16 protein-coding genes are annotated in these 22,085 nt (G+C 71.1%); 12 read left to right on the top strand and 4 right to left on the bottom strand.

Features of this window, described 5'->3' with window-relative positions; translation table 11 throughout:
• Positions 1-143: 143 nt before the first annotated feature.
• The 3 genes from ACIQMV_RS10870 to ACIQMV_RS10860 form a co-directional block, all read right to left on the bottom strand.
• Complete coding sequence (locus tag ACIQMV_RS10870) at positions 144-2,624, bottom strand: SpoIIE family protein phosphatase (protein ID WP_402592375.1); 2,481 nt, start codon at positions 2,622-2,624, stop codon at positions 144-146.
• Between the two features lie 148 nt (positions 2,625-2,772).
• A complete protein-coding gene (locus tag ACIQMV_RS10865) occupies positions 2,773-5,163 on the bottom strand; it encodes an MFS transporter (protein WP_402592374.1) in 2,391 nt (796 codons plus the stop codon).
• 158 nt (positions 5,164-5,321) lie between these two features.
• Positions 5,322-5,765 (bottom strand): SRPBCC family protein, encoded by a 444-nt coding sequence (locus ACIQMV_RS10860; protein WP_402592373.1) that lies wholly within the window; start codon positions 5,763-5,765, stop codon positions 5,322-5,324.
• Positions 5,766-5,956: 191 nt separating this feature from the next.
• Here ACIQMV_RS10860 and ACIQMV_RS10855 point away from each other — a divergent pair, with 191 nt between their 5' ends.
• From ACIQMV_RS10855 to ACIQMV_RS10845, 3 genes are all read left to right on the top strand, one after another.
• Entirely contained in the window at positions 5,957-7,012 is a 1,056-nt protein-coding gene (locus ACIQMV_RS10855) for an Rv2578c family radical SAM protein (RefSeq protein ID WP_402592372.1), read from the top strand.
• A gap of 134 nt (positions 7,013-7,146) precedes the next feature.
• The gene (locus tag ACIQMV_RS10850; RefSeq protein WP_402592371.1) at positions 7,147-8,748 is read left to right on the top strand and encodes an alpha/beta hydrolase; all 1,602 of its coding nucleotides are present in this window, start codon (positions 7,147-7,149) and stop codon (positions 8,746-8,748) included.
• Positions 8,749-8,849: 101 nt separating this feature from the next.
• Complete coding sequence (locus ACIQMV_RS10845; RefSeq protein WP_376407351.1) at positions 8,850-9,248, top strand: RidA family protein; 399 nt, start codon at positions 8,850-8,852, stop codon at positions 9,246-9,248.
• A 147-nt stretch (positions 9,249-9,395) separates the two neighbouring features.
• Here ACIQMV_RS10845 and ACIQMV_RS10840 read toward each other — a convergent pair whose 3' ends face one another.
• Positions 9,396-9,971 carry an adenylosuccinate lyase gene (locus ACIQMV_RS10840; RefSeq protein ID WP_402592370.1) on the bottom strand — a complete coding sequence of 192 codons (576 nt, stop codon included), beginning with the start codon at positions 9,969-9,971 and terminating at the stop codon, positions 9,396-9,398.
• A gap of 384 nt (positions 9,972-10,355) precedes the next feature.
• On the opposite strand from ACIQMV_RS10840, the gene ACIQMV_RS10835 reads away from it, so the two are divergent.
• The 9 genes from ACIQMV_RS10835 to pssA all read left to right on the top strand — a co-directional run bounded on the left by ACIQMV_RS10835 (position 10,356) and on the right by pssA (position 21,397).
• Positions 10,356-12,161, top strand: a complete 1,806-nt coding sequence (locus ACIQMV_RS10835) for a 3-hydroxyacyl-CoA dehydrogenase family protein (RefSeq protein WP_402592369.1) — start codon at positions 10,356-10,358, stop codon at positions 12,159-12,161.
• A gap of 136 nt (positions 12,162-12,297) precedes the next feature.
• On the top strand, positions 12,298-13,116 hold the full coding sequence (locus tag ACIQMV_RS10830; RefSeq protein ID WP_402592368.1) for a TetR family transcriptional regulator: 819 nt from the start codon (positions 12,298-12,300) through the stop codon (positions 13,114-13,116).
• Between the two features lie 507 nt (positions 13,117-13,623).
• Positions 13,624-14,961, top strand: a complete 1,338-nt coding sequence (gene ccrA / locus ACIQMV_RS10825; RefSeq protein WP_402592468.1) for a crotonyl-CoA carboxylase/reductase — start codon at positions 13,624-13,626, stop codon at positions 14,959-14,961.
• A 9-nt stretch (positions 14,962-14,970) separates the two neighbouring features.
• The gene (locus ACIQMV_RS10820; protein ID WP_402592367.1) at positions 14,971-17,019 is read left to right on the top strand and encodes a protein meaA; all 2,049 of its coding nucleotides are present in this window, start codon (positions 14,971-14,973) and stop codon (positions 17,017-17,019) included.
• Entirely contained in the window at positions 17,016-17,990 is a 975-nt protein-coding gene (locus tag ACIQMV_RS10815) for a CoA ester lyase (protein WP_141356805.1), read from the top strand. Before ACIQMV_RS10820 ends, ACIQMV_RS10815 begins: the two co-directional genes overlap by 4 nt.
• Positions 17,991-17,995: 5 nt before the next feature.
• The gene (locus tag ACIQMV_RS10810) at positions 17,996-18,520 is read left to right on the top strand and encodes a MaoC family dehydratase (protein WP_402592366.1); all 525 of its coding nucleotides are present in this window, start codon (positions 17,996-17,998) and stop codon (positions 18,518-18,520) included.
• Between the two features lie 3 nt (positions 18,521-18,523).
• The gene (locus ACIQMV_RS10805) at positions 18,524-19,729 is read left to right on the top strand and encodes an acyl-CoA dehydrogenase family protein (protein WP_401770810.1); all 1,206 of its coding nucleotides are present in this window, start codon (positions 18,524-18,526) and stop codon (positions 19,727-19,729) included.
• 170 nt (positions 19,730-19,899) lie between these two features.
• Positions 19,900-20,556, top strand: coding sequence for a phosphatidylserine decarboxylase (locus ACIQMV_RS10800; RefSeq protein WP_141356812.1), 657 nt, complete (start codon positions 19,900-19,902; stop codon positions 20,554-20,556).
• A gap of 22 nt (positions 20,557-20,578) precedes the next feature.
• Positions 20,579-21,397 (top strand): CDP-diacylglycerol--serine O-phosphatidyltransferase, encoded by an 819-nt coding sequence (pssA, locus tag ACIQMV_RS10795; RefSeq protein ID WP_100566767.1) that lies wholly within the window; start codon positions 20,579-20,581, stop codon positions 21,395-21,397.
• Positions 21,398-22,085 lie beyond the last annotated feature (688 nt).

Raw genomic sequence — 22,085 nt, 5'->3', positions numbered from 1 at the left:
AACTCCCTTGCGAGACAGCCTTGTTCCGCCGCAATCGACGGGTTCCTCCGGTCTACCGGCCAACGCCCGGCCCCCACAACCACCGGGTGCGGGGGCGGGACCGGCGGTACGGGACCCTCGGACGGTGGCGTGCCGGGGGCGGGTCAGCGGCGGGGCAGGGCGAGTTCGCACCAGACCGTCTTGCCGGTGTTCGTACGGCTCGTGCCCCACTCCCGGGCGAGGGTGCTGACCACCCGCAGGCCCCGGCCGGACGCGTCGGCCGGCCCGGCGCTCAGCAGGGTGGGCAGGTCGTGGTCGTCGTCCTCCACCTCGCACAGCAGGGTGTCGCCACGGACGAGGCGCAGTTCGACGGGCCGGCCGCGGGAGTGCCGTACGGCGTTGGTGACCAGCTCGCTGACCATCAGCTCGGTGGGGTCGGTGAGCCGGACCAGGCCCCACTCGCGCAGCTGCTCACGGACCACGGCGCGGGCCCGGCCCACCTCGGCGGGATCGCGGGCCAGACGCCACTCGGCGACGTCGTCCGGCTCGATGCCGTTCAGGCGGGCCATCAGCAGCGCCACGTCGTCCTTGCGGCCCCCGCGCGTGTTCAGGGCGCGGATGATCGTGTCGCAGGCGTCGTCCATGGACGCGGCCGGGTGGGCGGCGGACTCGCACAGTGTGGCGAGACCCACACCGATGTCCTCGCCGCGCACCTCGACCAGCCCGTCGGTGCACATCACGAGCCGGTCGCCGGGCCGCACGGGGACGCGTACCGCCTCGAAGGGCACCCCGCCGACGCCGATGGGCGCCCCCGTGGGCAGATCCAGCAGCTCGCTGCGGCCGTCGCCCGCGCGCACCAGGACGGGCGGGATGTGGCCGGCGTTGGCGAGGTGCACCTCGCCCGCGATCGGGTCGTACACGGCGTACAGGCACGTCGCCAGGTAGGTGTCGCCGAGCCGCTGCGCGAGGTCGTCCAGGTTGCGCAGCAGTTGGGCGGGCGGCAGGTCGAGCGCGGCCATGGTCTGCACGGCCGTACGCAACTGCCCCATCATCGCGGCCGAGTTCAGTCCGTGCCCCATGACGTCGCCGACGACCAGGGCGGTGCGGGCCCCGGGCAGCTTGACCGAGTCGAACCAGTCGCCGCCGACCCGGCCGAGCAGCGTGCCGGGCAGATAGCGGGTGGCGATGTCGCAGCCCGCCATCCGCGCCGGGATGCTCGGCAGCATGCTGTCCTGGAGGGTCTCGGCGACGCTCTCCTGGTACGTGTACATGCGCGCGTTGTCGAGCACGAGGCCGGCGCGGGCGGCGAGTTCGGCGCCGGTGACCCGGTCCATGTCGTTGAACTCGGCGCGCTCCGGGTGACGCAGCAGGATCATGAAGCCGAGGACGACGTCGCGCGCCTTCAGCGGTACGACGAGCATCGAGCGGTGGGTGATCAGCGGCCGGATGTCGCGCTTCTCGAACTGCGAGGCGATGGCATGGCCCGTCTCCTCGCTGATGCGCGGCACGAGCACGGGCTCGCCGGAGGTCATGCACTGGAAGAACGGCGTGTGCGCCGGGAACGGCATGGCCTCGCCGACCGGCACGACGTCGTCCCAGCGGCCCGGTTCGTCGTTGTGCTCGACGGCCACCCGGTGCCACATGGTCCTGGTGTCCGGCACGCCCTCCGGGAACCCCTCCCCGGCGACGACCTGTTCGCGCAGATAGGTACCGGCGACGTCGGTGAAGCGCGGGACGACGGCCCGGCTGACCTCGACGATGGTCCGCGCGAGGTCGAGCGAGGTGCCGATCCTGCCGCTGACCTCGTTGAGGAACTCCAGGCGCTCGCGCACGGCGGCGTACTCGAGGTCCTCGCCCTCGTCGTCGGACGCTTCCTCCGGTAAGAGCGGTCCCCGGGCCGCCGCCCGCGCTGCCCGCTCGCGGCGCGCCCTGCGCTCGACCCGCCGCGGCACACCCCAGTCGGGGGTGACGGGCACCCGGTCGTTCTGGCTGAACTCCAGTACGGGATATCCCAGTTCGAGCACCTGTGCGACGATGCGGGCGCTCTCGCCGACGCTCATGCTGGGCAGGATCTCGGGCAGCCGGCGCGCGAGTTCGTCGGCGCCGGGGAAGTCGGTGTGCAGGGCGAAGGCCGGCGCGACGCGCTCGAACGCGCCCGCCTCCCCGGCAGCCCGGTCCGCGTGCCCGTGCCCGTCGCCGTGGCGCAGCCCGTCCGCGTCGGTGGCGAGGACGAGGAGCCGCTCCCGCCCCGGGCCGACCAGCGGGTACGCCCACCACAGGACGTCCACCCGGCCCCTTTCCGGCCCGGCGAGCCGGGCCCGGCCTGCGGCCGGGTAGGACAGCCGCCCGTCCAGTGAGGACTCCAGACCGGGCCCGAGCCCGTCATAGCCGCCGTGGGACCGGTAGGGAGCGTCGTCGGGCAGGGCGCCGGAGACGGGCAGCAGGTCGGACGCCGGCCTGCCGATCACCTCTTCCCTGGCTCTGCCGAGCAGCCGCCCCGCGCCCCTGCTCCAGTGCGACACCAGGCCGTCGTGGTCGACCACGACCACGGCCAGTGGGACCCGTCCGGCCGGGATGTCCGCCACCACCGCGCGGCTCCCGGTTCCGCGGCCCGGAGATACGTCCTTTTCGGTGCCACGGTCCATGACCCCAGGCCCCTCTCCCCACGGCTCCCCAAGATCTGTTCCCCCGGGGACCACGGTACGGGGACGGCCCGTCACGATGTGCGGCAACAAGCGAATTGGCGTCAGGGGGAGCGCACCGGTGCGCGGTGCGCTCCCCCTGACGAGTTGCTCAGTCCTCGTGCCCGAGCTGGAGATCCCGTTCCGTGCGTCCTCCGCCCGCCACCTGGAGCACCGTGGCGACGGGCGGGTAGCCGGCCGCGATCACGGTGTACTCGCCGGAGGACAGATCGACGAACCGGAACGTCCCGTCGGGTCCGGTGGTGAGCGTGTCGACGACGTTGCCCGCGGCGTCGAGGAGGGTGACGCGCGCGTCCTCGACGGGCCGCCCGCCACTGGCCCGGACGGTGCCGCGCAGCACGGCCCCGCCCGCGAGCTCGACGTCCTGGCGGGTCTCCCGCGCGGCCTGCACGCTGACCGGCAGCGCGGCCGGCCGGAATGCGGGGGCGCTGGCGGCGAGGGTGTACTCCCCGGCGACGAGTTCGGTGATGGCGTAGCCGCCCTCGCGCCCGCTGCGGGTGCTGGCAACGACCTCGCCGTGCACATTGGTCAGGGTGACGGTGGCGTCGCGCACGGGGCTGCCGTCGGCGGTGCGCACGGTGCCGGTGAGGCGTCCCGCGCCGCCGAGGACGACGTCGAGTTCGACGGGCCGCTCGCCGACGGTCACGGAGACGGCCTGAGGCTGGTGCCCGCCGGCCGCGGCGATCAGGACGTACGAGCCGGTGCCCGGCGTGGACAGCGCGTACCGCCCGTCGTCGCCGCTCGCGCCCCGGCCGATCTGCTGTCCCGCGACGTCGATCAGGGTGAGCGCCGCGCGGGGCACGACCGTGCCGTCCGGATGCTGCACGGTGCCGCAGACGGGCACTCCGGCGGCGAAGGGTGAACGGGCCTGCGGCACGGTGGGGTTCGGCGGCGGGGGCTCCGGGGCGGTCACATGGGCGTTGTGGGACACCAGTGGTCTCTCCTTGAGGAAGAAGGCGATGAGCAGGCCGAGGACGAGCACCGGCACCAGGTAGAGGAAGATCCGCGGCATGGCGTCCGCGTACGCCCCCACGTAGGCGTCGCGCAGGGCCGGCGGCAGTGTCCGCACGGCCTGCGGGGTGATCGACTCGGGGTCGGGGAGGGCGGCACCCGCGCGCGTGGGGACGCGGTCGCGCAGGGCGTCGGTGAGCCGGCCGGCGAACAGGGTGCCGAAGACGGCCGCGCCCACGCTGCCGCCGATCTGCCGGAAGTAGTTGTTGGCGCTGGTCGCCGTGCCGAGGTCGGCGGGGCGCACCGAGTTCTGCACGGCGAGCACCAGCACCGGCATCACCAGGCCGATCCCGGCGCCGAGTACGGCCATCCAGACGCTGTACTGGAGCCGCGACGTGTCGACTTCGAGCCGGGACAGCAGCCACATGCCGAGGGCGGACAGGGCGCTGCCGAGGATGGGGTAGATCCGGTAGCGGCCGGTGTGGCTGATGAGCTGCCCGGAGACGATGGACGCCCCCACGATGCCGCCCATCATGGGCAGCATCAGCAGTCCGGACTCGGTGGCCGAGGCGCCGTCGACCATCTGGAGGAAGGTGGGCAGGTAGCTGGCCGCCCCGAACAGCGCGACGCCGACGACGAGTCCGACCAGGCCGCTGACGTTGAAGACGGAGTCGCGGAACAGCCTGAGCGGGATGAGGGGTTCGGCGGCGAAGCGCTCGGCGACGAGGAAGAGCGCGGTGGCGGCGACGGCGCCCGCGCCCAGCCCCAGGATGACCCGTGAGCCCCAGGCGTACTCGGTGCCGCCCCAGCTGGTCAGCAGCACCAGGCAGGTGGAGGCGGCGGCCAGCAGCAGCGCGCCCGGCACGTCGAAGCGGGCCTTGACCCGTGGCCTGGGCAGCTTCAGCACCACGGTGATCACGGCCAGGGTGACCAGGCCGAACGGCACGTTGATGTAGAAGCACCACCGCCAGGACAGGTGGTCGGTGAAGTAGCCGCCGAGCAGCGGCCCGGCGACGGAGGCGAGGCCGAAGGCCGCGCCGATCAGTCCCATGAACCGGCCGCGCTGCCGGGGCGGCACGATGTCCGCGATGATGGCCTGCACACCGATCATCAGTCCGCCCGCGCCGATGCCCTGCACGGCGCGGAAGGCGATGAGCTGGTCCATGGTCTGCGCCCGTCCGGCGAGCGCGGAGCCGGCGACGAAGACGGCGATCGCGAACTGGAAGACGCCCTTGCGGCCGATCAGGTCGCCGAGCTTGCCGTAGACGGGCAGGCCAACGGTGGCGGTGAGCAGGTAGGCGGTGATCGCCCAGGACATCCGGTCCAGGCCGTGCAGCTCGCCGACGATCTTCGGCAGCGCGGTGGCGACGATCATCTGGTCGAGCGCGGCCAGCAGCAGCGCGAGCATCAGCCCGACGAAGACCAGCCGCACCCGGCGGGGGGCGAGCCGCGGGGCGGGGGCCGGCGGCGGGGCGGGGATTCTGGGGGGCGCCGCGACCGGCTCGTCCTGCACCAGAGTGATCCCGCCCACGTACCGCTCCCTCGTCGCACCTGCCGCACGATTGCCGCGCAATGCGACAACTGCGGACAAGGCGACGAGTTACGGCGGGCCTCCGGTCCGAGGGGAGATCCACTCGAACCGGTGAGGAGCCAACGGGGCCCGTTGGCAGAGGAGTTGCCCCGGAAGGGCTACTTCTCGACCTCGGTGGCGAGCTTGGCGAGCATCGCGTCGTAGATCCGGGCGAGGCCCTTGGGGGCGAACGTCCTCTCGAAGAAGCCGCCGATGCCCCCGGCGCCCTTCCAGGTGGTGGTGACCACGACGCGGGACTTGCCCTCGCCGGCCGGGGTGACGCGCCAGACGGTGACCATGGTGGAGTTGCGGTCCTTCTCGACCAGCTCGCCGTCGGTGGGCTCGGACACCTCCATCAGGCAGTCGCGGACCCGCTTGCTCGTGGCCTGGAGCTTCCAGTGGACGAGGGTGCCCTCGCCGTCACCGCCCTCGCGCACCTCGTACTCGCTGAAGTGCTCGGGCAGCACCTTCGGGCGGGTGCCGCTGTAGTCGGCGATCGCGTCGAACACCGTCTCCGCGTCGGCGGCGACGACCCGCTCCGTAGTGGCCTCGACCTGCGCCATGGCTTCCTCCAGGACATCCGTTCTCAGGCTTGGGCCAAGCCAATCACCCCGCCGCCCGGGGCCCCAAATCGGGGCCCGGCAAATGATCGAACACGGCACAGGGAGTGATCGGGAACGGCGTCCGTACGGTCACCCGCACGATCAAGGGAACATGTGTTCTATTCTGTGGTGAGCACTACCGAGGAGGCGCCATGCGCTGGGACAACCTCACCGCGGCCCCGGGGAACCCCGGGGACTCCGGTCACAGCCGGGCCGACGCCGCGCTCTTCGGGGCGGACGCGGTCACCACACGTACCTTCGACACTCCCGAGTTCCGCGGGATCACCTTCCACGAGATCCGGGCCCGCTCGATCATCAACCGGGTGCCGGGCGCCTCGCGCATGCCCTTCGAGTGGACGGTCAACCCGTACCGCGGCTGTACGCACGCGTGCGTGTACTGCTTCGCGCGCAAGACGCACAGCTATCTGGACCTCGACACGGGCATCGGCTTCGACACGCAGATCGTGGTCAAGGTGAACGCCCCGGAACTGCTGCGCCGCCAGCTGGCCTCGCGCCGCTGGCACGGCGAGCACATCGCCATGGGCACGAACGTGGACTGCTACCAGCGGGCCGAGGGCCGCTACCGGCTGATGCCGGGCATCCTGAGCGCGCTGCGCGACCACGCGAACCCCTTCTCGATCCTGACCAAGGGCACGCTGATCCTGCGCGACCTGGACCTGCTCACCCAGGCGGCCGAGGTCACCGACGTGGGCGTCTGCGTCTCGGTGGGCTTCACCGACACCGAGCTGTGGCGCACCGTCGAGCCGGGCACCCCCGCGCCCGAACGGCGCCTGGACGTCGTACGCACCCTCGGGGAGCACGGCATCGGCTGCGGAGTGCTGATGGCGCCGGTGATCCCGTTCCTGAGCGACGGGCCGGCCCAACTGCGGGACACCGTAAGGGAGATCGCGGCAGCCGGGGCCACCTCCGTCACCCCGCTGGTGCTGCATCTGCGGCCCGGCGCCCGCGAGTGGTTCATGGCCTGGCTCGAACAGCACCACCCGCACCTCGTGCGCCACTACGAGCAGCTGTACGCCGAGGGCGCCTACGCCCCCAAGTGGTACCAGCGCCGGATCACCCGTCAGGTGCACGAGCTGGCACGGGAGTACGGGATCGGGCCGGCGCGCGCGGGAGCGGCCCGCCACATCCAGCCGGCCGAGCCGACGCCACGCCCGATGCCCGAACCGACTCAACTCACGCTCATTTGAGATCGTTCGAGCGCATCACCCGGCCCAATTGGGTCAAGAATTGTCAGAACGCGTTCTTCCGCTAGTTCTTTCCGGGACGATGCGGCGAGCACCGCGAGACCGCGGTGCGCAGCCTCTCCGTCCTGGGAGGACTTATGAGAAGAAGCGCCGCCGTGCTGTGCGGTGCCGCCGTCGTCATGGCCGGATCCCTCACGGCCGTCCCCGCCGACGCGAGCACGCCGCATCCCGCCGCCGCATCCGCCGCATCCGCCGCCAAGGTCACCTGGAAGAAGTGCGGCACCGCCAGTTATCCGACCCTCCAGTGCGGGTCCTTGAAGGTGCCGCTCGACTACAGACATCCGTCCGGGAAGAAGATCACGCTGGCGCTGTCCCGCGTCCCCCACACCGCCAAGACCTACCAGGGCCCCCTGCTGGTCAACCCCGGCGGTCCCGGCGGCAGCGGCCTCTCGCTCGCCGGTTTCGTCGCCTCCTCCCTGCCCAAGGAGGTCGCGGCCCAGTACGACGTCATCGGCTTCGACCCGCGCGGCGTGGGCAGGAGTTCCCCGGCGCTCGACTGCAAGCCGGGTTCCTTCAACCCCGTGCGCCCGGACTCGGTGCCGAACACGCCCAAGATCGAGAACGCCAACCTCGCGCGCGCGAAGTCCTTCGCCGCCGCCTGCGGCAAGAAGTACGCGAGCGTGCTGCCGCACATCAACACGGTCAACGCGGCGACCGACATGGACTCGATCCGCCGGGCCCTCGGCGCGAAGAAGATCAATTACTTCGGTTACTCCTACGGCACCTATCTCGGCGCGGTGTACGCCAAGCTCTTCCCCGAGCGGGTACGCCGGCTGGTCCTCGACTCGATCGTGGACCCGACGGGCGTCTGGTACGAGGACAACATCCAGCAGGACTACGCCTTCGAGGGCCGTCAGCAGGCCTTCATGGCGTGGATCGCGAAGCATGACTCGACCTACAGGCTGGGCACGGACCCGGCGAAGATCGAGGCCAAGTGGTACGCGATGCGGGCGGCGCTCGCCAAGAAGCCCGCGGGCGGCAAGGTCGGCGCCTCCGAACTGGAGGACACCTTCATCCCGGGCGGCTACTACAACGGCTACTGGCCCTACCTCGCCCAGGCGTTCGCGGCGTACGCGAACGACAAGAAGACCGCGCCGCTGGTCGAGGCGTACGAGAACTTCGCCACCGTGGACGCCTCCGGCGACAACGGCTACAGCGTCTACACCTCCGTGCAGTGCCGTGACACCTCGTGGCCACGAGACTGGCGGCAGTGGCGCAAGGACAACTGGGCCGTGTACGCCAAGGCGCCGTTCATGACCTGGAACAACGCCTGGTACAACGCGCCCTGCGCCTTCTGGCCGGTCTCCTCCAAGCGCCCGGCGAACGTCGCCAACAGCAAGCTGCCGCCGGTGCTGCTGTTCCAGGCGACCGACGACGCGGCCACCCCGTACGAGGGCGGTGTCACGGTGCACCGGCTGCTGCGGAACTCCAGCCTGGTGGTGGAGCAGGGCGGCGGCAACCACGGCATCACGCTGAGCGGGAACGCCTGCCTGGACAAGTACCTGGCGACGTACCTGACCAAGGGCAAGGTGCCGCGCGGGCACGGTGTCGCGGACGCGGTGTGCCGGCGGCTGCCCGACCCGAAGCCGCTGAGCGCGGCGGCGTCCGCCGCGACCGCCTCCCCGTCCGGTGCCTCGCGCGGGGCGGCGCTGCACGACCTCGTCCGCTTCCGCGGCTGAGCGGCCGAACCGGCTACGCCGGGCCGCCGCAAGCGGTCTGACGGTCCGTCGGGGGCGGTGACCGGTTCGTGGTTGCCGGACGCATGGTCCACCATGGACGCATGAGCGAGCCAACCAGGATTCCCGCCCCCGACGGGGTCGCCCCCGCCGCGCACTACTCCCATGTCGTCATGGGCACCGGCCGTTTCGTCGCGATCTCCGGCCAGGTCGCCCTGGACGAGAACGGCGAGCTCGTGGGCGAGGGCGACCCGGACGCGCAGGCCCGGCAGATCTTCGAGAACCTCCGCCGCTGCCTGGCCGCCGCCGGCGCGACCTTCGACAACGTCGTCAAGTTCACCTACTTCCTCACGGACACGGCCCACCTCCCGGCGATCCGCGCCGCCCGCACGGCCCACCTGGCCGACGACCGCCTGCCCGCCTCCTCGGCCGTCCAGGTCGCGGCCCTGGTCCGCCCCGAGTTCCTGATGGAGGTCGAGGCGTTCGCCGTACTGCCCGAGTGAGGTGTTCGCGTCGCCTTTCCGGCTGAGGTGTTCCCGTCGCACCGCCCGAGTGACCCGGGTGAGGTGTCAACGCGCGGGCGGGCCCGGCCGTCGGGGCCCACGTGCGGCCGCCGGAGCCGTCCGCGTGCTCCCGCGGGTCCCGGCCGCTCACCCGGACTTCGGGATGCGGGCCAGGGCGTCGGCCGCCGCCTGTGCCAGGGCCGGATGAGCGAGGGCCTCGGTGAGGACGGGGCGGGCCCGGGCGTCGCCCAGCGTGCCCAGGCCCTCCACACAGGCCAGTGCCACCCGGCGGTAGGGGTCGTCGGGGCGGAGCCGGCGTTCCAGTGTGGTGATCAGGGCGGGCACGGACTCGGGGGCCCGCAGCTCCACCAGCAGCCGTACCGGATGCAGCGCGTAGGCGACCCGCAGCTCGTTGGTGGCCAGGGCCGCCGCGGCGCGGGCGGTACGGGGATCGCCGAGCCGGGCCAGCGCGTACGCGGCACCGACGCAGCGCGGCGGGTCGCGGTGGTTCAGCAGCAGCACCAGGGACTCGAAGGCCCGCCGGTCCCCCGCGAGGCCGAGGCGGAACGCGGCCAGCTCCCGGGCCCACAGGGGCTGCCCGGGCGCCGTGAGCACCTCGGCCAGCTCGCCCGGGTCCCGGGTGGCCACCAGATGCTCGTACGCCGCCGATCCGCCCGTCTCCTGCCGTATGCGCTCCGTGAGCGATCGCAACTCTTCGTCCACGAAGGCCAGCCTAGGATCGTGGCCCGCCACGCGGGACGTACATCACAAACTCGAGGAGACTCAGGGGGGTGGCGCGCTCGTTACCCACCGGTTAAGCTCATACGAGCGAGACACCCTCTCGCACCCTCTCGCAGTGGCCTGGTGACGCAGCCACCGCGAGTGTTGTCGGTTCGGTACCCCGAGTACCGCAGTACGACCCGGCTTCGGGACAGAGCCGGTCGGCTCCGCCGGCTGCCGGGCGCACAGGCGCCCGCGGCGAATGGCACCGGGCGTGTGCGCATTCGGCCCGGCAGCACCCGCAACCCCTTCCTTCCGCACCCGCTGCGCCCGTCGGCGCATCCGGGGCGCGTTCCCAGTCGTCACTCTCATTCCTGGAGTCCCGCGATGGCCACTCCCCTCTCCGACATCTCCCTGTCCCCGCTGAAGACGATCGCCGTCGTCGGCCTCGGCACCATGGGCACCGGCATCACCGAGGTCCTGGCCCGCGCCGGCCGCGAGATCGTCGGCATCGACATCAGCGAGGCGGCGGCCGCCAGGTGCGTCGCCGCCCTGGAGAACTCCACCGCCCGCGCCGTCGAACGCGGGCGCCTGACCGACCGGGAGCGCACGGACGCGCTCGCCCGCGTGCGCACCTCCACCGACCTGGCCGCGGCGGCCGACGCCGACCTGGTCATCGAGGTGGCGCCGGAGTCGTACGAGACCAAGCAGCAGATCCTCCGGGAACTGGACGGCATCGTGCGGCCGGGGGCGATCCTGGCCACCGGCACCAACGCCCTGTCGGTGACCCGCCTGGCCGCCGACTCGGCCCACCCGGAGCGGGTGCTCGGCCTGCACTTCTTCAACCCCGCGCAGGCCATGAGGCTGGTCGAGATCGTCTCCTCGGTGCTGACCGCCCCGCAGGCCGTCGAGGCGGTCACCGACCTCGCCCTGGAACTGGGCAAGGAGCCCGTCGCGGTCGGCGACCGGCCCGGATTCGTCGCCGACGGGCTGCTGTTCGGCTACCTCAACCAGGCCGCGGCGATGTACGAGGGGAGGTACGCCACCCGCGAGGACATCGACGCCGCGATGCGGCTCGGCTGCGGACTGCCGATGGGCCCGCTGGCGCTGCTCGACCTGATCGGCGTCGACACCGCGCGCACGGTCCTGGAGGCCATGTACGCCGAGTCGCGCGACCGGCTGCACGCCCCGGCGCCGATCCTGAAGCAGCTCAGCGAGGCCGGTCTGACAGGCCGCAAGGCGGGCCGCGGCTTCTACACCTACGAGGCCCCGGGCAGCGGCACCGTCGTGCGGGACGCGCTGACCCCGCCGGCCGGTGACGTCCTCGCCCCCGGCCGCCCCGTGCGCTCCGTCGGCGTCGCCGGCTCGGGCACCATGGCCTCCGGCATCGCCGAGGTGTTCGCGAAGGCCGGGTACGAGGTCGTGCTGGCCGCCCGCAGCGCGGAGAAGGCGCAGGCCGCCAAGGCCCGTATCGGCAAGTCGCTTTCACGCTCTGTCGACAAGGGCCGGCTGACCGCCGAGGCCGCCGCCCAGACCCTGGACCGGATCACGGCGACCGGCACCCTCGACGGCTTCGCGGAGGTGGACCTCGCCGTCGAGGCCGTCGCCGAGGACCTGCCGGTCAAGCAGCAGCTGTTCGCGGCGCTGGACAAGGTCTGCAAGCCGGGCGCGATCCTGGCCACCACCACCTCCTCGCTTCCCGTGGTCGCCTGCGCCCGCGCCACCTCGCGCCCGCACGAGGTGATCGGCATGCACTTCTTCAACCCGGCGCCCGCGATGAAGCTGGTCGAGGTCGTCCGCACGGTGCTGACGGAGGACGACGTCCACGCGACGGTCCGCGAGGTCTGCGTCAGGATCAAGAAGCACGCCGTCGACTGCGGGGACCGCGCGGGCTTCATCGTCAACGCCCTGCTGTTCCCGTACCTCAACAACGCGGTCAAGATGGTGCAGGAGCACTACGCGTCCCTGGACGACATCGACGCGGCGATGAAGCTCGGCGGTGGCTACCCCATGGGCCCGTTCGAACTGCTCGACGTCGTCGGCCTGGACGTCTCGCTGGCCATCGAGAAGGTCCTGCACCGCGAGTTCCGCGACCCGGGCCTGGCCCCGGCACCGCTCCTGGAGCATCTGGTGGCCGCGGGCTGCCTCGGCCGCAAGACCGGCCGCGGCTTCCGCGAACATGCCCGGCGCTGACCGGCCCGTCGACCGGTTCGCGGACGGGCGGGAGTGGGGCGGCCTGCTGGAACCGGCGGCCGCTCCCCCGCCCACCGAGGACGGAGGAACCCGGGGACGTGCGCGCCGGGCTGCGCGGATGCAGTACGTTCGGGTCATGCCCCAGCCCGCCAAGTCCACACGTACACCCGCCACGCCCGACGCGCCGGAGAGCGCCGCCGGCTCCCGCGCGGCCGCCCAACGGCTCAAGATGCGCCGGGAGCTGGCGGCCGCCGCGATGGAGCTGTTCGCGACCAAGGGGTACGAGGCGACCACGGTCGACGAGATCGCCGCGGCGGCCGGGGTCGCCCGCCGCACCTTCTTCCGGCACTTCCGTTCCAAGGAAGAGGCCATCTTCCCCGACCACGACGACACCCTGATCCGCGCCGAGGCGGTCCTCAACGCGGCCCCCGCGCACGAGCACCCGCTCGACACGGTGTGCCGGGGCATCAAGGAAGTCATGAAGATGTACGCGGCGCAGCCGGAGATCTCGGTCGCCCGCTACAGGCTGACCCGCGAGGTGCCCACGCTGCGCGAGGCGGAGATCGCCTCGGTGGCCCGCTACGAGCGCCTGTTCACGCGTTATCTGCTGGGCCACTTCGACGAGCGCGTGCACGCCGACGACGCCAACGACGACCCGCTGCTCGCGGAGGTCGCCGCCTCGGCCGTGGTCACCGCGCACAACCACGTGCTGCGGCGCTGGCTGCGGGCCGACGGCCAGGGAGACGTGGAGGCGCAGCTCGACCACGCCTTCGCGATCGTGCGCAAGACGTTCGGCACCGGGATCGGGGCCGGCCGCGCCGCGGCGCCCGCGTCCGGCGCCGCGCCCTCGGCGACGGCGTCCCAGCAGGGCGAGGTGCTGGTGGCGGTCGCCCGCACCGACGCCCCGCTGGAAGAGGTCATGCGCACCATCGAGGAGGCGCTGAAAGAGCGCTGAAGAGCCTCGCGGCCACGAGAGAGCCGCGTACCGCCTCACGACCGCGAGAGCCGCGTACCGCCTCGCGGCCACGAGTGCCACGTCACCGACGGCCACCCCACGGGGTGGCCGTTTTTGCATGTCGGAGCCCCTTTTCACCCGTCTCGGCGCCGCCATTCGATCGATCATCGCTCATTTGTTGCGTAAAGTTTTCGTCTGAGCGAGAATTCTGGCACTCAGTGCCTTGCACGGTGACACGCGGTGTCATACGTTGAAGGTGTCCGGGCGGCCGGCGCGCGGAGAACCGCACGCACGCCGGCTGTCCCAGCAAGCCGATGGCGGCTCGCACGCCCGGACGCCTGCGTCACAGGCAACCTCCCGCGCCACAAAGCGCTGCCGAAGCCCCACCCGCCGAACCGACGGCACCCGGCCGGACCGACGGCCCCCCTCACCGCCCCTCAGCAGCACCGACGTAACCCTCAGCGCCCCTCCCTCAGGGCGCTCGACGCCGGAGGCAACACCGTGACCGTGAAGGACATCCTGGACGCGATCCAGTCGCCGGACTCCACGCCCGCCGACTTCGCCGCCATGCCACTGCCCGAGTCGTACCGCGCGATCACCGTGCACAAGGACGAGACGGAGATGTTCGACGGGCTCTCCACCCGCGACAAGGACCCGCGCAAGTCCCTGCACCTGGACGAGGTGCCGCTGCCCGAGCTCGGCCCGGGCGAGGCCCTGGTGGCTGTCATGGCCTCCTCGGTCAACTACAACTCGGTGTGGACCTCGATCTTCGAGCCGCTGTCGACGTTCGGCTTCCTGGAGCGATACGGCCGCACCAACGAGCTGGCCAAGCGGCACGACCTGCCGTACCACATCATCGGCTCCGACCTGGCCGGCGTCGTCCTGCGCACCGGCCCCGGCGTCAACGCCTGGCAGCCCGGTGACGAGGTCGTCGCGCACTGCCTGTCCGTCGAACTGGAGTCGAGCGACGGCCACAACGACACGATGCTCGACCCGGAGCAGCGCATCTGGGGCTTCGAGACCAACTTCGGCGGCCTCGCCGAGATCGCGCTCGTCAAGTCCAACCAGCTGATGCCCAAGCCCGGCCATCTGAGCTGGGAGGAGGCCGCCGCCCCCGGCCTGGTCAACTCCACCGCCTACCGCCAGCTGGTCTCCCGCAACGGCGCCGGCATGAAGCAGGGCGACAACGTGCTCATCTGGGGCGCGAGCGGCGGACTCGGCAGCTACGCCACGCAGTTCGCCCTCGCCGGCGGCGCGACCCCCGTCTGCGTCGTCTCCAGCGACCAGAAGGCGGACATCTGCCGCGCCATGGGCGCCGAGGCGATCATCGACCGCACCGCCGAGAACTACAGGTTCTGGAAGGACGAGCACACCCAGGACCCCAAGGAGTGGAAGCGCTTCGGCAAGCGCATCCGCGAACTCACTGGCGGCGAGGACGTCGACATCGTCTTCGAGCACCCCGGCCGCGAGACCTTCGGCGCGAGCGTGTACGTCACCCGCAAGGGCGGGACCATCGTCACCTGCGCCTCCACCTCGGGCTACACCCACGAGTACGACAACCGCTACCTGTGGATGTCCCTGAAGCGCATCATCGGCTCCCACTTCGCCAACTACCGCGAGGCCTGGGAGGCCAACCGCCTGATCGCCAAGGGCAAGATCCACCCGACGCTGTCCCGGGTCTACTCCCTGGAGGACACCGGGCAGGCGGCGTACGACGTGCACCGCAACCTGCACCAGGGCAAGGTCGGCGTGCTGTGCCTGGCGCCCGAGGAGGGCCTGGGCGTGCGCGACGAGGAGATGCGCGCCCGGCACATCGACGCCATCAACCGCTTCCGGAACATCTGAGAGGCGCACATGAGTGAGCGTCAGACACCGCGGGCGCACGCGGACAGAGACCGGCCGTGGCTCATGCGCACCTACGCCGGCCACTCCACGGCCGAGGCCTCCAACGAGCTGTACCGGCGCAACCTCGCCAAGGGCCAGACCGGTCTGTCGGTGGCGTTCGACCTGCCGACGCAGACCGGCTACGACGCCGACCACGTCCTCGCCCGCGGCGAGGTCGGCCGGGTCGGCGTGCCGGTCGCGCACCTCGGCGACATGCGCCGGCTGTTCCAGGACATCCCCCTGGAGCAGACGAACACCTCGATGACGATCAACGCCACGGCCATGTGGCTGCTGGCGCTCTACCAGGTCGTCGCGGAGGAGCAGGGCGCGGACATCACCAAGCTCCAGGGCACGACCCAGAACGACATCGTCAAGGAGTACCTGTCCCGCGGCACCCATGTCTTCCCGCCGGGCCCGAGCCTCCGGCTCACCACGGACATGATCGCGTACACGGTCTCCCACATGCCCAAGTGGAACCCGATCAACATCTGCAGCTACCACCTCCAGGAAGCCGGCGCCACGCCGGTGCAGGAGATCGCGTACGCGATGTCCACCGCGATCGCCGTCCTGGACGCGGTGCGCGACAGCGGCCAGGTGCCGCGGGAGCGCATGGGCGATGTCGTCGGCCGCATCTCCTTCTTCGTGAACGCGGGCGTCCGCTTCGTCGAGGAGATGTGCAAAATGCGGGCGTTCGGCCGCGTCTGGGACCGGATCACCCGCGAGCGGTACGGCATCGAGGACCCCAGGCACCGCCGCTTCCGCTACGGCGTCCAGGTCAACTCCCTCGGCCTGACCGAGGCGCAGCCGGAGAACAACGTCCAGCGGATCGTCCTGGAGATGCTGGCCGTCACCCTCTCCAAGGACGCACGCGCGCGTGCCGTGCAGCTGCCGGCCTGGAACGAGGCCCTCGGCCTGCCCCGGCCCTGGGACCAGCAGTGGTCACTGCGCATCCAGCAGGTGCTGGCGTACGAGTCCGACCTGCTGGAGTACGAGGACATCTTCGAGGGCTCGAAGGTGATCGAGGCGAAGGTGGCGGAGCTGGTCGAGACGGTCCTCGCCGAGATCGAGCACATCCAGGAGCTGGGCGGCGCGATGGCCGCCGTGGAGTCCGGTTACCTGAAGTCGCAGCTGGTCGCCTCGCACGCCGAGCGCCGGGCCCGGATCGAGTCGGGCCGGGAGAAGATCGTCGGCGTCAACATATTCGAGGGCACCGAGCCGAACCCGCTCACCGCCGATCTGGACACCGCGATCCAGACGGTCGACCCGGCGGTCGAGGCCCGCGTGACCGACTCGCTCCGGCACTGGCGCGACACCCGCTACCAGCCGCCGTTCAACCACCCGCGCCCCTGCAAGGCGCTGGAGCGGCTGAAGGAGGCGGCCAAGGGCGCCGGCAACCTCATGGAGGCCACGCTGGAGTGCGCCCGCTCGGGTGTCACGACCGGCGAGTGGGCCGGGGCCCTGCGCGAGGTGTTCGGCGAGTTCCGGGCGCCGACCGGGGTGTCCTCCGCTCCGGTGGCCGTGACCGCCGAGGAGGGCTCGGCCCTGTCGGAGGTGCGGCGCAAGGTGGACGCCACCGCCCGAGACCTCGGCGTCGGCAAGCTGCGCTTCCTGGTCGGCAAGCCGGGCCTGGACGGACACTCCAACGGCGCCGAGCAGATCGCCGTACGGGCCCGCGACGCCGGGTTCGAGGTGGTCTACCAGGGCATCCGGCTCACCCCCGAGCAGATCGTGGACGCGGCCCTCGCCGAGGACGTGCACGCGGTCGGCCTGTCCATCCTGTCCGGCTCGCACGCCCAGCTGGTGCCGGACGTGCTGGAGCGGCTGCGCGAGGCCGGCGCGGCCGACATCCCGGTGATCGCCGGCGGGATCATTCCGAACGGTGACGCCGAGCAGCTCAGGGCCGCGGGAGTGGCCGCGGTCTTCACCCCGAAGGACTTCGACATCACCGGGATCATCGGCCGTATCGTCGACGAGATCAGGAAAGCCAACAAGCTCGACCCCTTGGAGGTCCCCGCATGACCAGCCCCGCTCCCCAGGTCGACCGCCTGCGTCCGCGGCGCTCCTGCCTGGCCGTACCGGGCTCCAACCCCCGTTTCCTGGAGAAGGCGCAGGGCCTGCCCGCCGACCAGGTGTTCCTGGACCTGGAGGACGCGTGCGCGCCGCTGGCCAAGCCGGAGGCGCGGCACACCATCGTCAAGTTCCTCAACGAGGGCGACTGGACGGGCAAGACCAGGGTGGTCCGGGTCAACGACTGGACGACCGAGTGGACGTACCGGGACGTCGTGACGGTGGTCGAGGGCGCGGGCCAGAACCTGGACTGCATCATGCTGCCGAAGGTGCAGGACGCCCAGCAGGTCGTGGCGCTCGACCTGCTGCTGACGCAGATCGAGAAGACCATGGGCTTCGAGGTGGGCCGCATCGGCATCGAGGCGCAGATCGAGAACGCGCGGGGCCTGAACAACGTCAACGAGATCGCGCAGGCCTCCGAGCGCGTCGAGACGATCGTCTTCGGCCCCGCCGACTTCATGGCGTCGATCAACATGAAGTCGCTCGTCGTGGGCGAGCAGCCGCCCGGCTACCCGGCGGACGCCTACCACTACATCCTGATGAAGATCCTGATGGCCGCGCGCGCCAACGACCTCCAGGCGATCGACGGCCCCTACCTTCAGATCCGCAACGTCGACGGCTTCCGGGAGGTGGCGGGGCGGGCCGCCGCCCTCGGCTTCGACGGCAAGTGGGTGCTGCACCCCGGCCAGGTGGAGGCCGCGAACGAGGTCTTCTCGCCGTCCCAGGAGGACTACGACCACGCGGAGCTGATCCTGGACGCGTACGAGTACTGCACGTCCGAGGCGGGCGGCAAGAAGGGCTCGGCGATGCTCGGCGACGAGATGATCGACGAGGCCAGCCGCAAGATGGCGCTGGTCGTCGCGGGCAAGGGCCGCGCGGCGGGCATGCGGCGCACCAGCACGTTCGAGATCCCGGAGGGCTGAGCGGCATGCAGTTCGGACGAACTTTCGAGGAGTTCGAGGTCGGGGCGGTCTACAAGCACTGGCCGGGCAAGACGGTCACGGAGTACGACGACCACCTGTTCTGCCTCCTGACCATGAATCACCACCCGCTCCACATGGACGCCAACTACGCCGAGACGACGACCGACTTCGGCAAGAACGTCGTCGTGGGCAACTACATCTACTCCCTCCTGCTCGGCATGTCCGTCCCGGACGTCTCCGGCAAGGCGATCGCCAACCTGGAGATCGAGTCGCTCAGGCACGTGGCGCCGACCTTCCACGGCGACACGATCTACGGCGAGACGACCGTGCTCGACAAGCGGCCGTCGGCGTCGAAGAGCGACCGCGGCATCGTCCACGTCGAGACCAGGGGCTACAAGCAGGACGGCACGCTGGTGTGCACCTTCCGGCGCAAGGTGATGGTGCCGACCGAGACGTACACCAAGGAGCGCGGCGGCGAACAGCCGGGCCGCCCGGAGCCGAACGTCCCTTCGGAAAAGACGGAGAAGTAGGCCATGGCCCGACTCGCCCAGACCGCCGGTCTGACGGACGTGCAGCAGGAGATCGTCTCCACCGTCCGTGACTTTGTCGACAAGGAGATCATCCCGGTCGCGACCGAGCTGGAGCACCGCGACGAGTACCCGCAAGCGATCGTGGACGGCCTCAGGGAACTGGGCCTGTTCGGCCTGATGATCCCCGAGGAGTACGGAGGCCTGGGCGAGTCGCTGCTGACGTACGCGCTGTGCGTGGAGGAGATCGCCCGCGGCTGGATGTCGGTGTCCGGCATCATCAACACGCACTTCATCGTCGCGTACATGCTCAAGCAGCACGGCACGCGGGAGCAGAAGGACCACTTCCTGCCCCGAATGGCGGCCGGCGACATCCGCGGCGCCTTCTCGATGTCGGAGCCGGGCCTGGGCTCCGACGTGTCGGCGATCACGTCGAAGGCGGTGAAGGACGGCGACGAGTACGTCCTGACCGGCCAGAAGATGTGGCTGACGAACGGCGGTACGTCGTCACTCGTGGCGGTCCTGGTCAGAAGTGACGAGGGCCACCCCGAGGGCACCGCGCCCCACAAGTCCATGACGACCTTCCTGGTGGAGAAGGAGCCCGGCTTCGGCGAGGTCCGCCCCGGACTGACCATCCCCGGCAAGATCGACAAGATGGGCTACAAGGGCGTCGACACCACCGAGCTGATCATGGACGGGCTGCGCGTCCCGGCCGACCGGGTGCTCGGCGGCGTCACCGGCCGCGGCTTCTACCAGATGATGGACGGCGTCGAGGTCGGCCGCGTGAACGTGGCGGCCCGGGGCTGCGGCGTCGCCCAGCGCGCCTTCGAGCTCGGCGTGGCCTACGCCCAGCAGCGCCACACCTTCGGCAAACCGATCGCCCAGCACCAGGCCATCCAGTTCAAGCTGGCGGAGATGGCCACCAAGGTCGAGGCCGCCCATGCCATGATGGTGAACGCGGCCCGCAAGAAGGACTCGGGCGAGCGCAATGACCTCGAGGCCGGCATGGCGAAGTACCTGGCCTCCGAGTACTGCAAGGAGGTCGTGGAGGACGCCTTCCGCATCCACGGCGGCTACGGCTTCTCCAAGGAGTACGAGATCGAGCGCCTGTACCGTGAGGCACCCATGCTGCTCATCGGTGAAGGCACCGCCGAGATCCAGAAAATGATCATCGGCCGCAGGCTGCTCGAAGAGTATCGGTTCCAGGGCTGAATGTCCGGCTACGGGGTGTTTTCTTCGAGAAGAAGATCACACCCCGTCAGCGGTGTTCGGCTGCCGACTCGGCAGCTCGACTTACCCAGTTGTGGCCCTTAACCGCTACGATCGCGGAAAGCCGCCGTCCCCCGTCGAAAGCGCGGCATCATCCGCTACGAAGGTCATCCATGCCCCACAGCCAAACCTCTGCACATCGTGACAGCCTGGCCGGCGTACGCCTTGCGCGCGGAGCATCGCCGTGGCTTCTTCCGACCGTCGCCACCGCAGCCGTCAGCCTTCTCCGCGCCCGCCGCTCGGGTGCAGCCAAGGCCGTAGCCGTTCCCGCCACCGCGCTGGCGGCGGGGATGCTGTGGTTCTTCCGCGACCCCGAGCGCGAGATCGCCCAGGGCCGGGTCATCTCGCCCGCCGACGGTGTGGTGCAGAGCATCATGCCGTGGAAGGACGGCCGCACCCGCGTCGCGATCTTCATGAGCCCGCTGAACGTCCATGTCAACCGCGCCCCGCTCTCCGGCACGGTCACCTCGGTCGAGCACGTCCCCGGCGGGTTCGTTCCGGCTTTCAACAAGGAGAGCGAGAACAACGAGCGGGTCGTCTGGCACTTCGACACCGAGCTCGGCGACATCGAGATGGTCCAGATCGCCGGCGCGGTGGCCCGCCGCATCGTCCCCTACATCCCGTCCGGCACCAAGGTCGAGCAGGGCGAGCGGATCGGTCTGATCCGTTTCGGTTCGCGCGTCGACCTGTACCTGCCCGAGGGTGTGGACGTCGCGGTCGAGGTCGGCCAGAAGACCGTGGCTGGGGTGACTCGCATTGACCGTGATTGATCCCGAGACCCAGGCCGGCTGGGTGCCGGAGGCGGACGAGGTGGACGAAGAGGAGGAGATGCCCCTCTCGTTGCGCCTGTCGATAGCGGACACCCTCACCCTGGGCAACGCGACCTGCGGCTTCATGGCGGTGTACTTCACCACCACCGGCATCCTGATCCCGCACCTGACCGGCAACGACGAGTCGGCGGGCATGGCCCGGCACAGCGCCGCCACGGCGGTCATCCTGATGCTGTGCGCGGCGGTCTTCGACCTGTTCGACGGCCTGGTCGCGAGGAAGCTGCGCTCCTCCCCCATGGGCGCGGAGCTGGACAACCTCTCCGACCTGATCAGCTTCGGCCTGGCCCCGGCGTACTTCGTCCTCGTCTACGGCATGGTCGCGGACGACGCCCACCAGAGGGTGGCGGCCCTCGGCGCGATCGTGGTGCTGCTGGCGGTGGTCCTCCGGCTCGCGAGATTCTCCTGCGTGACGCTGAAGGACGGCATGTTCCAGGGCATGCCCTCCCCCTTCGGCGCGTTGACGGTGGTCTCGATCGTCCTCCTCGAGCTGCCCTTCGTGGCCACGCTGCTGGCCATCCTCGGCACCGCGTGGCTGATGGTGAGCCGCGTGGAGTACCCGAAGCCGAGGGGCCGCCTGGCGGTGGCCATGCTGTCCTGGATCGTCCTGTCCATGGGCCTCCTGGCAGCCTGGGCCTTCGACGCCCCGAGCGGCCAGCTCCTCCTCCAGACCGGTTGCGCCCTGCAACTGGTCATGGGCGCGGTGATTCCCCTGTTCGCCACGGCCCGCCGAGTGAACAACTTCCGCGACAACCGCCGCGAGGCACGGGCGGCCCAGCCGTAGCGCTCCGCTGCGGCCGCCGCATGGGAAGGGCCCCGAACCGTGAGGTTCGGGGCCCTTCCCATGTTCTTGTTACGGGTGTTCTTGTTACGGGACACGGCCGGGCATCCGGGGGGCGGGACCGTGGGGCGGAGGGGGGCACGAGGGCGGGGGGAGGTGTCGAGTAGCCCGGTGGGGGTGTGGGTGCAGGGGCAGGGGGCGCATCCCAGCCGGGGCCGCTGGACGGCTGGGCCACTGGACGGCTGGACGGCTGGGCCGCTGGGCCGCTGGGCCGCTGGGCCGCTGGGCCGCTGGGGAACGTCTCAGCCGGGGCCGCAGGGCGGCCGCCTGGGTGGGGCGGGACGCTGGGGCGAAAGGGGAGGAGCCCCGGCGGGGTGCAGGGGCAGAGCCCCGCTGGGGTGCAGGGGCGGAGCCCCGCCGGGGACTGGGGCGAAGCCCCAGGGAACGGACACCTGAGCCCCACCGAGCCGGGCAGGCGGGCAGACAAAGCACCCGGGGCGGAGCCCCGCCGGGGCGCAGGGGCAGAGCCCCGCCAGGGTCTGGGGCGAAGCCCCAGGGGACGGACACCTGAGCCCCACCGAGCCGGGCGGGCGAGCAAAGCACCCGGGGCGGAGCCCCGCCGGGGCGCAGGGGCAGAGCCCCGCCAGGGTCTGGGGCGAAGCCCCAGGGGACGGACACCTGAGCCCCACCG

Origin of the sequence: Streptomyces sp. NPDC091412 (assembly GCF_044756885.1) — a bacterium.
Lineage (GTDB): Bacteria > Actinomycetota > Actinomycetes > Streptomycetales > Streptomycetaceae > Streptomyces.
Note: the sequence above shows the minus strand (reverse complement) of the source record. Positions and strands in the feature narration are given on the sequence as shown.